Source organism: uncultured Cohaesibacter sp., assembly GCF_963556055.3.
In the GTDB taxonomy this organism is placed as follows: domain Bacteria; phylum Pseudomonadota; class Alphaproteobacteria; order Rhizobiales; family Cohaesibacteraceae; genus Cohaesibacter.
This window is the reverse complement of record NZ_CAUVYE020000008.1, coordinates 600,611-613,632: the sequence shown is the minus strand read 5'-3', so window position 1 is coordinate 613,632 and position 13,022 is coordinate 600,611. Positions and strand designations below refer to the sequence as shown.

The window sequence follows — 13,022 nt, the reverse complement described above, 5'->3', positions numbered from 1 at the left end:
GGTGGACGCCTTGTTGATCAGGCGGATCGTGATAGCCGTTTCGGATCGACCCGTCGGACAAGGTGCACGAAGAGCGGGTTGCGATCATGCAACACGTTGAGATCCACCAGCTTGCGGTTGATCAGCGAGAAGACCATCAGCCCGCAGACCAGCGAGATCATGGCGATATAGATCACCGTGCGGGGGCGGATGAGAGCGATAGACGCTTTCCTTGCCCTCAAGGTGGCGCTGGATGTTGATGTCGGTGTCATAATCGACGAGACCACGCGTGGCTTGCCAATCTTCTCCATGACATTGTCGCAGGCGTCGATGCAGAGCCCGCACTGGATGCAGGCCAAGCTGTGCGCCGTCGCGGATATCGATGCCCGTTGGGACACACCGCAACGCACTGGCCGCAATCCACACAATCCCCCGCAGGCAGACCCTTCGGCGGCGCGCGCCTTCATCTTTCTTCAGCGAGCCGCGCGGTTCACCGCGATCCTTGCGATAGGTGACGTTGAGCGCCCATTCGTCGGTCAGCGCCGCCTGAATGCGCGGCCAGGGGCACATATAGACGCAAACCTGCTCCCGCATGTGGCCGGCCATGATATAGGTTGTTGAAGGTCAGGATGCCGATCCAGACATAGGCCACGAAAGGCGCCTGCCCGAAGGCCAGCTCTTTGACGAGGGTCGGTGCATCGGCGAAGTAGAGCACCCATGCCCCGCCCGTCCACCACGCGATGAACAGCCAGATGATGTGCTTGGAAACCTTCTTGCCCGATCCGCTTTGAACGGTCATGAGGCTGCTGCATCAAGCCTTGATACGTTCCCGGCGGTCGCCCTCGATCCAGCGCTCGACCAGCATGAACAGATCCGTCCAGACCGTCTGGAAGCACATGTAGCCGCACCAGACGCGCCCAGCGACGCGCGTTCATCAGGAACAACGTCATGTGCCGCAAGGATGAGCAGACCGGTGAGATAGTAGACCTCCTGCGGCCAGATCTCGATGAAGAAGAAATAGAAACGCCGGGCTGGAAAGTCGATCAGCACCGCCTGATCCGGTGCGCGTTGGGCCCGCGGTCCCAGCGCACGAAAGGCAGGAAGTAATAGATACCAAGGGATACGGCCATGAAAGGCCCATTTGAAATTGCGGAAACCGGCCCTTGACGCTTTGCGGGTAAACCTTCTTGGCAACGTGGCGTATAGCTGCATATCATCCTGGTTGGCGTCCGGAGCCGGTCCCTGGGGCTTCAACCGTCATTCTCTCGTCTCCTCGAAGCGGTCGCAAAGGACCCTGATCACTCATTCAAGTAATCACGGTGCAGGTGTTCCCGCCAAATCTGGTCCGTCGGCTAACATGCATTTCACTTACCACTATTGAGACCTGATATATGCGTTGCTAGTGCGGCAGTCCTTGACATAAACAAAATCTAAGGGAAAAAACCGAGGCATATTGTCGCGATGCGGCGGAAATCACTGACCATCCGGTTTCATCCCTGATACGTCAATCTCGCCAACAGCAGCCACCATTTCATGCGTGCCACGCGCGCAGCGCCTGATTGTCCTTGGCAGAAGCAGCGTACCCTTGAGGTGGCAGTGACGCTTCTGGTGAAATGACGGCCCGTCGGCCTTATGGCAAGGTCGGGGAGCGCCTCTTATTTGTTCATCGCCGAGAGAGGCGTGACACCCCTTTTGGCATAATGTCGCATGCCGCAATGACACGATCGTCCATGCTCTTTATGGCCAAGAAGGGTCAAGAGCTGCGACTTCCGACCCTCAATTTTTACCGGAAGATGGACCGCTGCCAGACGGATGCGGCCCCGATTCCGGCATCGCCTTACTGGCCGCCACCACGAGTGTGGACATAGACAGCAAGCGACTTGATCGTTACCGGATCAAGACGGGTTTCCCAGGTGGGCATAACGCCACCGCGACCATTGGTAATGGTCTCGATGATCGTGTCTCGCGATCGCCACCATAGAGCCAAATGGCATCGGTGAGATTGGGAGCGCCCATTTCCTGAAGACCCTTGGCATCTTCGCCGTGACAGGACGTGCAGTTCTCCTCGAACAGGGTTTGCACCGGCTTCCTCCAGATCCGCACCGTCAGAGGGTTGCTGCCCGGAGATGAGACAGAACATAGTCTGCGAGTGTGTCTCGATCTCGTCTCTTTATCGAGGAGTTCATCCAGACGCCCGAAGGCCGTCATTTCATTCATCACGGGTGTCTTCGCTGGTTTGTCGAACGGATACCGACGCAGAATGCGTCTCGTGAATATCATCAATGGTGCCACCCCAGAGCCAATCGTCATCGACAAGGTTCGGGATAGCCCTTGGAACCGGTTGCACCGGTACCATGACAGGCCGCACAATTGTCACCGAAGGCAGCTGCCCCCTGTGCGGACTGCGAACTGCCGCATGTTGTCATCCGCCAGAATTTCCTCTACCGTTGCGTCCTTCAGGCCAGCGGCCTGTTCGAGACGTGCCGATATCAGGCTTTCATAGGCCTGCATGCCTTCTTCCCGGTTGGAATGGCCCAACACACCGCGGGTATAATCGGACACCAGCGGCCAGGAGGGATAAAGCACCCAATAGCCAATCGCCCAGACAATACAGGCATACCAAGTCCACAGCCACCAGCGCGGCAGCGGGTTGTTCAGCTCTTTCAAGCCATCCCATTCATGCCCGGTGGTCGAAACGCCGGACAGATGGTCGATTTCTTTGTTGTGGTCACTCATTCTCAGTCCTCCCGCAGCGGGATGCTCGCCGCCTCATCGAACCGCTTCTTGTTGGAAGGCCAGAAGGTATAAGCCAACACACCAGAGAAGATCAGCACGAAATAGAGCAAGCCCCAGGTCTGCGCGAAATTAGCCAAAGTTTCATAGGTCGACATGCGCTTGCTCCTTAGCGAAGGTCTGCTTTGTCATTATAGATCGAGAAATCGACCATCGTGCCCAGCACCTGAAGATAGGCGACAAGTGCGTCCATCTCGGTTACCGTTTCAGGATTGCCGTCAAAATCGCGAACCAGAGGCTCACGGTCTTCCTCGCCGATGGTCTGTTTATAGCGTTCCAGGAAGCCATCCACATTGTCATCGTCAGGGTTGGCCTGGGCCATCATGTCGGCCTTGGCATTGGCAATCTGTTCGTCGGTGTAGGGCACACCCACAATCTTGTTGACTTTGAGATCGGCGGAAATGTCCGGAACCTTCAGGGCCGTCGTGGCCAGGAAAGGATAGCCGGGCATGACGGACTCCGGCGCCACGGAGCGAGGGTCAATCAGATGCTCCACATGCCAGTTGTCCGGATATTTGTTGCCGACACGCGCCAGATCCGGCCCAGTCCTTTTCGATCCCCACTGGAATGGATGATCATACATGGACTCGGCCGCCAGAGAATAGTGACCATAGCGCTCGATTTCATCGCGCATCGGGCGAACCATCTGCGAATGACACAGATAGCAGCCTTCACGGATATAGATGTTGCGCCCGGCCAGTTCGAGCGGGGTGTAAGGGCGCATGCCCTCCACCTTCTCGATGGTGCTTTTGAGATAGAAAAGCGGGACGATCTCGACCAGGCCCCCAATGGCAACCACAATCAGGATGCCGACAAGCAGCAGCATGGAGTGGCGTTCGAGAATGCCGTGTTTATTCATAAGAGACATGTTTGGCACTCCTTATTCCGCAGGAACCAGCGCAGGATCGGCAGCGTCTTCTTCTGCCTTTTCACCAACGCGAACGGTCATGAACAGGTTGTAGGCCATGATCAGGGCTCCGGTCAGGAACAACAGGCCACCAAGCGCGCGAATGAAGTAGAATGGATGCATCGCTTCAACGGTTTCGATGAAGGAATATTCCAGCAATCCAAGACTGTTATAAGCACGCCACATCAGGCCCTGCATGATGCCCGACACCCACATGGAGGTGATGTAAAGCACGATGCCCAGAGTGGAGATCCAGAAATGCCATTCCACCAATTGCGTGGAATAGAGTTTCTTGCGATTCCACAGCCACGGAATGAGGCAGTAGATAGCGCCAAAGGAGATATAGCCAACCCAGCCAAGAGCGCCCGAATGCACGTGGCCGATGGTCCAGTCGGTATAGTGCGACAGGGAGTTCACGGCTTTGACCGACATCAGCGGACCTTCGAAGGTGGACATGCCATAGAAGGCAACAGAGACCACCATCATGCGCAGCACGGGGTCGGTTCTGAGCTTGTCCCAGGCACCGGACAGGGTCATCAGGCCGTTGATCATGCCACCCCAGGACGGCATCCAGAGGATCACCGAGAAGGTCATGCCAAGGGTCTGTGCCCAATCAGGCAGAGCGGTGTAATGCAGATGGTGCGGTCCGGCCCAGATATAGATGAAGATCAGGGCCCAGAAATGCACGATCGACAGCCGGTAGGAATAAACCGGACGCTCGGCACGCTTGGGAATGAAATAATACATGATGGCAAGGAAGCCAGCGGTCAGGAAGAAGCCCACCGCGTTATGGCCATACCACCATTGCACCATCGCATCCTGAACACCGGAGAAGACCTGATAGGACTTGATGCCGAAGATCGAAACCGGAATGGAGATATTGTTGCCAAGATGCAGCATCGCGATGGTCACGATGAAAGCAAGATAGAACCAGTTGGCCACATAGATATGCGGTTCACTTGCGCTTCCAGATGGTTGCCAGGAACACCAGCAGATAGGCCACCCAGACAATGGTCAGCCACAGGTCGGCATACCATTCCGGCTCGGCATATTCCTTGGACTGCGTTGCGCCGAGCAGATAGCCGGTGCCCGCGATCACGATGAAGGCGTTATAGCCCAGAACCACAAACCATGGTGCGATCCGGCCCGCAATGCGCGCGTGGCTGGTGCGCTGCACCACATAGAAGCTTGTGGCGATCAGCACGTTACCACCGAATGCAAAGATCACGGCAGAGGTGTGCAGCGGACGCAGGCGGCCGAAATTGGTCCATTCGAGGTCAAAGTTCAAAGCCGGAAAGGTCAGTTGCCAGGCAATGATGTCGCCAACCAGAAAACCGGCGATGCCCCAAATGACAGCAGCCACGGCACCGAACTTGATCGGCCCGAGGTTGTAGCCCGTTTCATCGACATCCGCAGGACGCTTGAAATAGGCGTTGAAAATAAGGAACGACACCGATTGCCGAGAACAGCAGGCCGATGGTCGCGTGAAATGCCATGACGCCATCAACCGCTTTTCCGGCGATGACAAGGCAAACGAAGGCCAGAGCAGTCAGGAAGCCTGCAAAGAGTCCTTCTTCAAGAGAGAGTCGTTTCGCTGTGTGATTCATCTTTCAGTCCCATCTGCCGTCCGCACCTCCCCATGAGACCGGACCGCAGCACCATTCTCGAAGCCCCCTTGCAGCACCCGGATGCCGCCTATTTATGGTTGCTTCTTGAACACACTTCACCCTAAAGGTTCCGAGAAACCTATGGTTCGCCCTATTTTAGCGCTTTGACTCATATCAACGGAATGGGCTCAGGAAAAGCGAATCTGCGACCAGGTGTCGCATCACGCGATGGTATTTTTTACGGTGTCTTCCAAATATTGCTAATATTACAGAAGGTTAATGTTCAAGGCACAAAACGACCCCTCAATCACCCTCATCCTTAAGTGGTACAAAAAAATTCATTCTCGATGCATTTTATACACGGTTATCACAAGGCAAATTTCTCGCGCAGGTAAAAACGTCGCACCGCCATCGTTCTAAAGACGTAGTTAGAATCAATTTTTTGCTTTTGAACTCAACAAGTTAATCCGTAAATCAAATACCACTTATATGTCCTGACAGGGCCAGGACGGATACCACACGAAGGCCTATCAGAGCCCTTTGGAGGAAGACTCCGACCTGGTCAGACGAGCGGTGACAAGGGGAGCAAATATCACCAGACCAAGGAAACGGACAAGGTGGTGTCCGGTCACATATGCGGGATTGAGATTAATTAAAAATGACAGGAGGACCATGGTGTCAAAGCCTCCCGGAGCGAAGGCGAGAATGACCTGCCCGAGGGGGAAGCCCAAGATCTCGGCGCAGAGGATCGCTGCCAGAGCGGATACGGCAGCAGAGGTCAGCAACGAGAGAAGGGATATGCCCGAGAGACTGATGAGACTGCCAATCGAAATCGCGGCAAAACGCGATCCGATGACGATGCCGATGGTCAGATAGGCAGGCACGGAAAACCAGACAGGCAACGGCGCATGATAGATGCCGGACAGATAGAGAGGCCCCGCGATTGCCATGCCCGAGAGCATCAAGCCGGATGGAAGCCTCAGGTAAACGGCAATCGGAGCGACGACCAGAACGGCCGCCGACATGAGCGCAAGATGGATCAGATCAAGGCTTTCCCTTGCCCCTGCCGCGCCGGCGGTGACGCCATGGGTGAATGGCGACAACAGCAGAGGCAAAAGGGTAATCAGGATGAAAACACGCAAGGTTTGGGCAACCGCCACGCGTGTCATGTCTGCCTTCGACTCCTCGGCAATGATCATCACGTAGCTCAAGGCCCCCGGCAGAGCGGCGAACAGGGCGGTGGGATGATCCCAACCGCCGACTTTTCTCAGCACGAAATAGGCCGAAGCAGCGATTGCCACCACGGTGAGGGCGAGAAACAGGATGCTCACTGGCCAGGATGAAATCGCATGGAGCATTTCCGGCGAGAAACCGGACCCCATGATCAGGCCCAGTTGCGCATAGCCGATATCACGCAACAGGATGGGCAAACGAAACTTGAACCGGGTCAGCGACGTGATCGCAACGGCGAGCAGCGAACCGGTGAGCCATGCGGCGGGGAAATCGACCATATGGGCCAACCATCCGCCACAGAAGGCTATGAGGTAGAGCGCCACTGCATTTTTAAAAAAGGAAAGAATGGCCGGAACGGTCAGATTGAATTGATAAGGTGTATGCTGGACCATGCGGGGAGCGTCCGTCAAAAGAAGTGCGCGGCGAAATCCTGTCTCCCCCTCTTGCATCGGGATGCCGGGAAAGTGTCTTTATCTGACAAAGGCTTGCAGCAAAAGAGGTGTCAATATCGAGCCTTATATCCGAGAAGTCTCGCCACTGGCGCTAGCAGCATAAAGAGCCCATTTTGCAACCAGATGGGTATTCGCGCATAATAGAAACCCGGATGATCGCTTAGCCTGTTCATCAAGGCGATTTGCAACAGGGAACTTTTGCCATGTCTTGCACAATTTGCCAAGCCCTGTAAAAACATTTCTCCATCGTATGATGGCGTAAGGGTAAGCTCGATCTGGCCGCCGTCCAAAGCCTCATTATGAATCCGATGGGCAATCCCGGCAGGTATGACGTAGCTCTCGCCGGCACCGACAATCTCGACGCCCGCCTTGGTTTCAATGCAGACAATGCCCAGCTTCACTTCGATCAGCGCTGACTGATACGGGTGCAAGTGCCACGGAGTTCCCTCCCAGTCATCGGGAAAACTGTCCTTTATAACCAGCCCGCCAACGCCATTATAATCACATGAAACTTCCCCTATCATAAGCCTCACCCTTTACCCTTTTTGGACAATCTTAGAACGATAGCCTTTCAAGTCAGTAACGATTTGAATTTCTTTGATTATTCTTTGGTTCTAGGCAGTTTACCTAGGGCAGGCCCAGCGCTGCCGCAGGCTCAAATTGATTTTCAAAAAAAATGAGATTATAGAGTTGGGCCGAATATGACAGACGGCTGAAAACGCGCCGAATTCTGGTTGGTAAAACGCACCGGGATGACGAGATCCCCCATTGAAGGACATCATCATGAGTTGGCTCTATTTGGCAATTGCCATCGTGGCCGAGGTGATTGGTACCTCGGCTGTTGCCGCGTCAGACGGGTTCACCCGCCCGTTGCAAAGTGGATTGGGGATCCTGGCCTTGGCGCTGTCCTTTTTCGTTCTCTCGCTGGCGCTCAGGACCATTCCGGTGGGCATCGCCTATTCTCTGTGGTCAGGCTGCGGCATCGTGCTGATTTCGATCTTCGGTTTTGTGGCGCTCAAACAGATTCTTGACGCGCCAGCCCTCATCGGCATCGGCCTCATCATGTCGGGGGTGATCGTGATCAATCTGTTCTCGAACACCACCCACTCATGAACAGGTCATGGCCTCGCAAATGCATCATGCAGTCCGACGCAAAAATGACGCACTCGCCATTTATCATGCACGGACCCATTCCGAAGACCAAAAGGCTCTGCTAGGATGAGCCTCGCATTTTCCACTCATAGTTTTATGTGACCGGGACATCTACATGACATGCCAGTGCAATGGTAGCGACCAGGCCTTCGCAGTTTCATCAAGAGGACTTCCAAACGCTTGTGGCGTTGCGGTATTGTTGTGCTTCATTCTGGCGGGATGTGCCTCACCCACCGGCATCAAATTCACCGAGCCGTCACTCACCGGCCTTGATACGGAAACGGTCCTGGTCGCGACAAGCCGCTCTCCGGACGAATTGGTTCGCGCCGATTTCAGCGGCAAGCGAGATGAAAAGCTGCACTTCTCGTCCTATGATGTGTCCATTCCGCCAAGTCACAAGACCGGGGAAATCGAATGGCCAAGGGGCGACAAGCCCGACATAAAACGGCATTTTGCCGTTACGATGGCAAAGGACATTCCTGTTGAGTCAGGCTTTCTGGCTGCGCTCAATGCCCGGATGACCATGGAGGCCCGCTCCGAAAAAGCCTCCCAGCGTGAGGTTATCCTGTTTGTCCATGGCTACAATACCGATTTTTCCGAAAGCCTGTATCGGGCCGCACAAATGAAACATGATTTCAAGTTGCAAGCCCCCCTGGCATTGTTCAGTTGGCCCTCTTCGGGAAAGACGACGGACTATCTTTATGATCGTGACAGCGTCAAGGTTTCACGGGACAAGCTCGCCAGCGTCATTGAACTGCTAAGCAGAACCAAGGCGCAGGCGGTCACTCTGGTCGCTCACTCCATGGGGTCCGAATTGTTGATGGAAAGCTTGCGCCAGATCGCGCTGGAAAATCATGGCAATCTGCCCAAAAAGCTCAAGACGATCATCCTGATTTCTCCCGATCTCGATGTAGACGTGTTCAACAACCAGCTTGATGCCATCAAGACCCTGCCAGCAGACTTCGTGCTGTTTGTCTCGGAGTCGGACAGGGCGTTGAAATTGTCGAGTCGTCTTGCCGGTGACAACACCCGTGTGGGCAACACGATCGATATCACAAAGTTCAAGCGCAAGGGCATCGCGGTCATCGACGTCACCGACTTCACCGATGGCGACGCCATGAACCACATGTCAGTGGCAACATCGCCCAGCCTTGTTTCCCTGTTCAAGGGCTTTGCAGGTTCGATGCATGGCGACCTCATGCTGGCACCGGGCGAACAGATCAGCCTGTCAGATCAGGTCATTGATACCGCCACGCTGCCCATCACGCTGGTGGTCAGGACAACCAAGACCATCCTCAATCCATAAAAGGTCAACCATGGTGTCATTGCACCGGGACACGAGCCTGTCTATAGAGACGAGACCCCGTTTTTACGGGTCTCGACCGGCTCGTTGACCGACTTGCAACAAATGACAAATCGTTAAGAATTGATGCGGGTCAAAGTCGCAAAAACGCAATAGGATCTAAATGCGGCCATGACAAATGTAACCCTGAAATATGCCTCGCGCTCCGTGCCGCGTTACACCTCCTATCCGACAGCCCCGCATTTCTCCAGTGAGTTCAGCCGGGACCGTTATGAGGACTGGCTTCGCGATGTCGATGCCAAGACACCGATATCGCTTTATCTGCACGTGCCCTTCTGCGATTCCATGTGCCACTATTGCGGCTGCTACACCAAGGTGACCCGGCAGGAAAAGCCCTTGCGCGACTATACCGCGCTGCTGGTCAGGGAAATTGCAATTCTGGCGGAAAAACTGCCAAAGGGGCAGCCGGTCAGCCATATCCATTGGGGTGGCGGAACGCCTTCGATCCTGCCCCATGACTGTTTCCTTGACGTGGTCGAAGCGCTGCGCACGCACTTTTGCTTCAACGAAGACATTGAACACGCCATCGAGCTTGACCCCAGGACGGTAACGCCAGCCCTTGCTGAAACACTGGGCAAGGCAGGTATCAACCGGGCAAGCCTTGGTGTTCAGGATTTTGATCTCAAGGTTCAGGAAGCCGTTGGCAGGGTTCAGCCCTATGAGGTCGTCAAGGCCTCTGTCGAGGCATTGCGGGCGGTTGGCATCAAGGAAATCAATCTCGACCTCATGTATGGGCTGCCATTTCAGAGCCTTGAGACCATTCGCAATACCGTCGACATGACGATCAGTCTCGATCCGTCCCGTCTGGCGCTGTTTGGCTATGCTCACGTGCCCTGGATGAAAAAGCATCAAAGGCTCATTCCCGAAGACAAGCTTCCCGGAGCGGCAGAGCGTATTGCTCTGTTCGAAGAAGCGGGACGCGCACTCGGCGAGCATGGCTACGAACAAATCGGGCTCGACCATTTTGCCAAGCATGACGATCCGCTTGCAGTGGCTGCGCGCGAGGGACAGATGCGGCGGAATTTCCAGGGTTACACCACCGATGAGGCCGATATTCTGATCGGCATCGGCGCGTCCTCCATTGGCAAGCTGCCGCAAGGCTATGTTCAGAACAGTCCCGATTTCGCGGGCTGGGAACGCTCCGTTGTGGCGGGCGAGCTGCCCATCGCGCGCGGAATCGAGCTGGACAAGGATGACAAGGCAAGGGCGACCATCATCATGTCCCTGATGACGGCCTATGAAGTCGATGTTGCTGCGGTTGCCAAAGCGTTCGACGTGTCGCTTGAGGCCTTGCGGACCTGCTACGCCCAGCTTCAGGAGCTGGAAGCGGACGGGGTGGCAGAACGCGAGGGCGATGTGGTCCGTGTGACCCAGAGCGGCCGCGAACTGGTTCGGCTGGTTGCCGCCGCTTTCGATGCCTATCTGCAAGCAGGCAAGGGGCGCCATTCGGTCGCAGTCTGAAGTTTCTCGCCGGAAGGGAGTTTGACCGCAGGCTCAAACCTTGCGGAGCTGCTGGCATGGCTGCGCCTGTTCTGGCACGATTGCCTTGTGTGAGGGCATTCTGGGCGATGTTCAGGGAAAGGGTTCGGAGGGAAAGGGTCGGGGGGACAGCCCCGGACGGGTCGTGACACCGACTCCTCCCCGACATGCCCGCTCACAACGCTCTCAGCGATGGTCTTGCGAGCCCGACCTAATCATTAGCATAGGTGCTTACACGCAAGACAGACTGCGACATATGTGGATATCTTTGATCTTCTAAAGGATACTGCTTAGTCAAAATTTACCAGTCAGATGGCACAGGCCACAGACATTCATCACACGAATCCGGTCCTGTTTTTCCATCGTGATGATCTTGCGACGTTTCATGTCGGACAAGACACGTGACACCGTTTCGATGGTGAGGCCGAGAAAGTCGGCAATTTCCTGACGCGTCATGTGCAGCGTCACGACAGACTCGTCTTCATTCTCCTTCAACGGCCCCGTGCAGGTGAAGCCGCCACGATCGGGAACGAAACGCATCAGGAAAGAAGCGACGCGTTCATGGGCCGACTTGCGCCCGAGAAGCACAGCGTGATCATGCAGATTCTGAACCTGGGCAATCAGGCATTTTTTCATGTGCTGCTGAATTTGCTCGGAGCCTTCGGCATCCTTGCGCGAGATCATGTGAACAAGAGTTTCAGTCAGGGTTTCGGCTGAAGTATCATAAACTTCACCAGCCGGAACTCCGAAAAGATCGCCCGGCCCGAGAATTTCAACCACCTGTCTGCGGCCATCGGGAAGCAGCTTGTAAAGCATGACGGAACCGTCTGCCACTTCATAGATATTGCTCGCAGGATCGCCCTCGAAAAACACAACGCCATGGGCTGGGAAAGTCTTGTGTCGACTTAGCTCGCTGGACATGATGCCCTTAAAATCTGTTTCTATCGGAAAAGACGAGGGTATGGTTGGAGACCCACTTTTCATTCCGGTCGATGCCATTTTGACAATCCGCCTTTCCGACATTTCACACTTTCTCCCGACTCAGTCTATGCGGGCAGCAAGCCCGTTTCTTTTCAGAAGACTGACTGAAGCTATACGACATGTTTTCGTTGGCCGCAATCAGTTCATAGAAAATACTTACAGCACGTATAATTACTAAGAACACGGTGAAATGCAAATCAATAGTCTGCGATCCCGGCACACAATTGCGTGCGAAACATGCAGTTTTGTACTTGATGTACCTGTCGGGCAAGAGAGTGCAAAATAAAAGGACCGGGATTACTCCCGGTCCCATTGGCCATTGTCCTCTGTGGATTGCAGAGCGTGTCTTGCAATCGTAGAGCTTCCTCCAAAGTGGCCCCTGTGCGCCTGTCGGCTCATTCCCTAGGATGCTCGATAGCGCCAGGTTGGCCTGTGATCAATGGCCGGTCAGTACAATACGGACAAGATCTGCCGTATTGCGTGCTTTCAGTTTTTCCATAATACGTGCCCTATGCACCTCGATGGTGCGGGGCGAAATGGCCAGATGCTGGCCTGCTTCCTTGTTGGAAGCCCCTTGTGTGATCTGCAACAACACGTCGCGCTCCCGTGGCGTCAGGGTTTCGGCACGGGGGAAACTCCAGTTGGCGAGTGTGGTCTGGCCCGGATCCGGAGCCTTGTTGACGGCTTCGAGAATTTTCTCGATCCGCTGGACCACCTGCGTCCCGTCAAACGGCTTCTCGATGAAGTCATGAGCCCCCTGCTTGATCGCAGTGACGGCCATGGGGATATCACCCTGACCTGAAATGATGAAGACCGGGGCCGAGATGTGCCTGGTCGTAATCTCTTCCAGAACTTCAAGCCCGGAGCGTCCCGGCATGTTGACGTCGAGCAGAATGACAGATGGAACGGAATCACGCAGGTTGGCGAGAAAATCTTCGCCGTTCGAGAATGTCTCGACCTGATACCCCTCCAGTTCGAACAGAACCGACAAAGCATCCCGCACGGCGGGATCGTCGTCTACAATATGAATAGAAGGATGTAAGTCAGTTGTCATGAAGATGCCTCTTGGCTTTTTA

The 13,022-nt window shown here is 55.0% G+C and carries 12 protein-coding genes and 3 pseudogenes; 3 read left to right on the top strand and 12 right to left on the bottom strand.

What is annotated here, in order from left to right; genetic code table 11:
* Nucleotides 1-17 precede the first annotated feature (17 nt).
* The 10 genes and pseudogenes from ACHZB8_RS04885 to ACHZB8_RS04840 all read right to left on the bottom strand — a co-directional run bounded on the left by ACHZB8_RS04885 (nucleotide 18) and on the right by ACHZB8_RS04840 (nucleotide 7,495).
* On the bottom strand, nucleotides 18-446 hold the full coding sequence (locus tag ACHZB8_RS04885; protein ID WP_316859201.1) for a 4Fe-4S dicluster domain-containing protein: 429 nt from the start codon (nucleotides 444-446) through the stop codon (nucleotides 18-20).
* Nucleotides 403-519: pseudogene (locus ACHZB8_RS04880) on the bottom strand (hypothetical protein); the annotation flags it as partial. The gene ACHZB8_RS04885 and the pseudogene ACHZB8_RS04880, both read right to left, overlap by 44 nt.
* On the bottom strand, nucleotides 470-778 hold the full coding sequence (locus ACHZB8_RS04875; RefSeq protein ID WP_316859036.1) for a hypothetical protein: 309 nt from the start codon (nucleotides 776-778) through the stop codon (nucleotides 470-472). The pseudogene ACHZB8_RS04880 and the gene ACHZB8_RS04875, both read right to left, overlap by 50 nt.
* A gap of 12 nt (nucleotides 779-790) precedes the next feature.
* Nucleotides 791-877: a hypothetical protein gene (locus ACHZB8_RS04870; RefSeq protein ID WP_316859199.1), complete on the bottom strand. Its 87-nt coding sequence runs from the start codon at nucleotides 875-877 to the stop codon at nucleotides 791-793.
* Nucleotides 878-1,816: 939 nt separating this feature from the next.
* Nucleotides 1,817-2,715, bottom strand: a pseudogene (gene ccoP / locus ACHZB8_RS04865) (cytochrome-c oxidase, cbb3-type subunit III).
* Between the two features lie 2 nt (nucleotides 2,716-2,717).
* Nucleotides 2,718-2,870, bottom strand: coding sequence for a cbb3-type cytochrome c oxidase subunit 3 (locus ACHZB8_RS04860; RefSeq protein WP_316859035.1), 153 nt, complete (start codon nucleotides 2,868-2,870; stop codon nucleotides 2,718-2,720).
* Nucleotides 2,871-2,881: 11 nt separating this feature from the next.
* Nucleotides 2,882-3,640 carry a cytochrome-c oxidase, cbb3-type subunit II gene (gene ccoO / locus ACHZB8_RS04855; RefSeq protein WP_316859033.1) on the bottom strand — a complete coding sequence of 253 codons (759 nt, stop codon included), beginning with the start codon at nucleotides 3,638-3,640 and terminating at the stop codon, nucleotides 2,882-2,884.
* Nucleotides 3,641-3,652: 12 nt separating this feature from the next.
* A pseudogene (ccoN, locus tag ACHZB8_RS04850) lies at nucleotides 3,653-5,286 on the bottom strand (cytochrome-c oxidase, cbb3-type subunit I).
* A gap of 530 nt (nucleotides 5,287-5,816) precedes the next feature.
* Nucleotides 5,817-6,911: an AbrB family transcriptional regulator gene (locus ACHZB8_RS04845; RefSeq protein WP_316859032.1), complete on the bottom strand. Its 1,095-nt coding sequence runs from the start codon at nucleotides 6,909-6,911 to the stop codon at nucleotides 5,817-5,819.
* A gap of 110 nt (nucleotides 6,912-7,021) precedes the next feature.
* Nucleotides 7,022-7,495, bottom strand: a complete 474-nt coding sequence (locus ACHZB8_RS04840; protein WP_316859031.1) for a cupin domain-containing protein — start codon at nucleotides 7,493-7,495, stop codon at nucleotides 7,022-7,024.
* Between the two features lie 259 nt (nucleotides 7,496-7,754).
* Between ACHZB8_RS04840 and ACHZB8_RS04835 the strand changes: the two genes are divergently transcribed.
* The 3 genes from ACHZB8_RS04835 to hemN all read left to right on the top strand — a co-directional run bounded on the left by ACHZB8_RS04835 (nucleotide 7,755) and on the right by hemN (nucleotide 10,947).
* On the top strand, nucleotides 7,755-8,084 hold the full coding sequence (locus ACHZB8_RS04835; protein ID WP_316859030.1) for a multidrug efflux SMR transporter: 330 nt from the start codon (nucleotides 7,755-7,757) through the stop codon (nucleotides 8,082-8,084).
* Nucleotides 8,085-8,238: 154 nt separating this feature from the next.
* Nucleotides 8,239-9,429, top strand: a complete 1,191-nt coding sequence (locus ACHZB8_RS04830; RefSeq protein ID WP_316859029.1) for an alpha/beta hydrolase — start codon at nucleotides 8,239-8,241, stop codon at nucleotides 9,427-9,429.
* Nucleotides 9,430-9,597: 168 nt separating this feature from the next.
* A complete protein-coding gene (gene hemN, locus ACHZB8_RS04825) occupies nucleotides 9,598-10,947 on the top strand; it encodes an oxygen-independent coproporphyrinogen III oxidase (RefSeq protein WP_316859028.1) in 1,350 nt (449 codons plus the stop codon).
* 312 nt (nucleotides 10,948-11,259) lie between these two features.
* On the opposite strand, the gene ACHZB8_RS04820 is transcribed toward hemN, so the two are convergent.
* Together ACHZB8_RS04820 and ACHZB8_RS04815 are read right to left on the bottom strand one after the other, a co-directional pair.
* The gene (locus ACHZB8_RS04820) at nucleotides 11,260-11,886 is read right to left on the bottom strand and encodes a helix-turn-helix domain-containing protein (protein WP_316859026.1); all 627 of its coding nucleotides are present in this window, start codon (nucleotides 11,884-11,886) and stop codon (nucleotides 11,260-11,262) included.
* A gap of 496 nt (nucleotides 11,887-12,382) precedes the next feature.
* A complete protein-coding gene (locus ACHZB8_RS04815; RefSeq protein ID WP_316859025.1) occupies nucleotides 12,383-13,000 on the bottom strand; it encodes a response regulator in 618 nt (205 codons plus the stop codon).
* Nucleotides 13,001-13,022: the final 22 nt, after the last annotated feature.

Bases quoted from the DNA above. Each gene is read 5' to 3' on its own strand.
- ACHZB8_RS04835 (WP_316859030.1), top strand. From the start codon at position 7,755: ATGAGTTGGCTCTATTTGGCAATTGCCATCGTGGCCGAGGTGATTGGT.
- ACHZB8_RS04840 (WP_316859031.1), bottom strand. From the start codon at position 7,495: ATGATAGGGGAAGTTTCATGTGATTATAATGGCGTTGGCGGGCTGGTT.
- ACHZB8_RS04860 (WP_316859035.1), bottom strand. From the start codon at position 2,870: ATGTCGACCTATGAAACTTTGGCTAATTTCGCGCAGACCTGGGGCTTG.
- ACHZB8_RS04885 (WP_316859201.1), bottom strand. From the start codon at position 446: ATGAAGGCGCGCGCCGCCGAAGGGTCTGCCTGCGGGGGATTGTGTGGA.
- ccoO (WP_316859033.1), bottom strand. From the start codon at position 3,640: ATGTCTCTTATGAATAAACACGGCATTCTCGAACGCCACTCCATGCTG.
- ACHZB8_RS04815 (WP_316859025.1), bottom strand. From the start codon at position 13,000: ATGACAACTGACTTACATCCTTCTATTCATATTGTAGACGACGATCCC.
- ACHZB8_RS04830 (WP_316859029.1), top strand. From the start codon at position 8,239: ATGACATGCCAGTGCAATGGTAGCGACCAGGCCTTCGCAGTTTCATCA.
- ACHZB8_RS04870 (WP_316859199.1), bottom strand. From the start codon at position 877: ATGTGCTTCCAGACGGTCTGGACGGATCTGTTCATGCTGGTCGAGCGC.
- hemN (WP_316859028.1), top strand. From the start codon at position 9,598: ATGACAAATGTAACCCTGAAATATGCCTCGCGCTCCGTGCCGCGTTAC.
- ACHZB8_RS04845 (WP_316859032.1), bottom strand. From the start codon at position 6,911: ATGGTCCAGCATACACCTTATCAATTCAATCTGACCGTTCCGGCCATT.
- ACHZB8_RS04820 (WP_316859026.1), bottom strand. From the start codon at position 11,886: ATGTCCAGCGAGCTAAGTCGACACAAGACTTTCCCAGCCCATGGCGTT.
- ACHZB8_RS04875 (WP_316859036.1), bottom strand. From the start codon at position 778: ATGACCGTTCAAAGCGGATCGGGCAAGAAGGTTTCCAAGCACATCATC.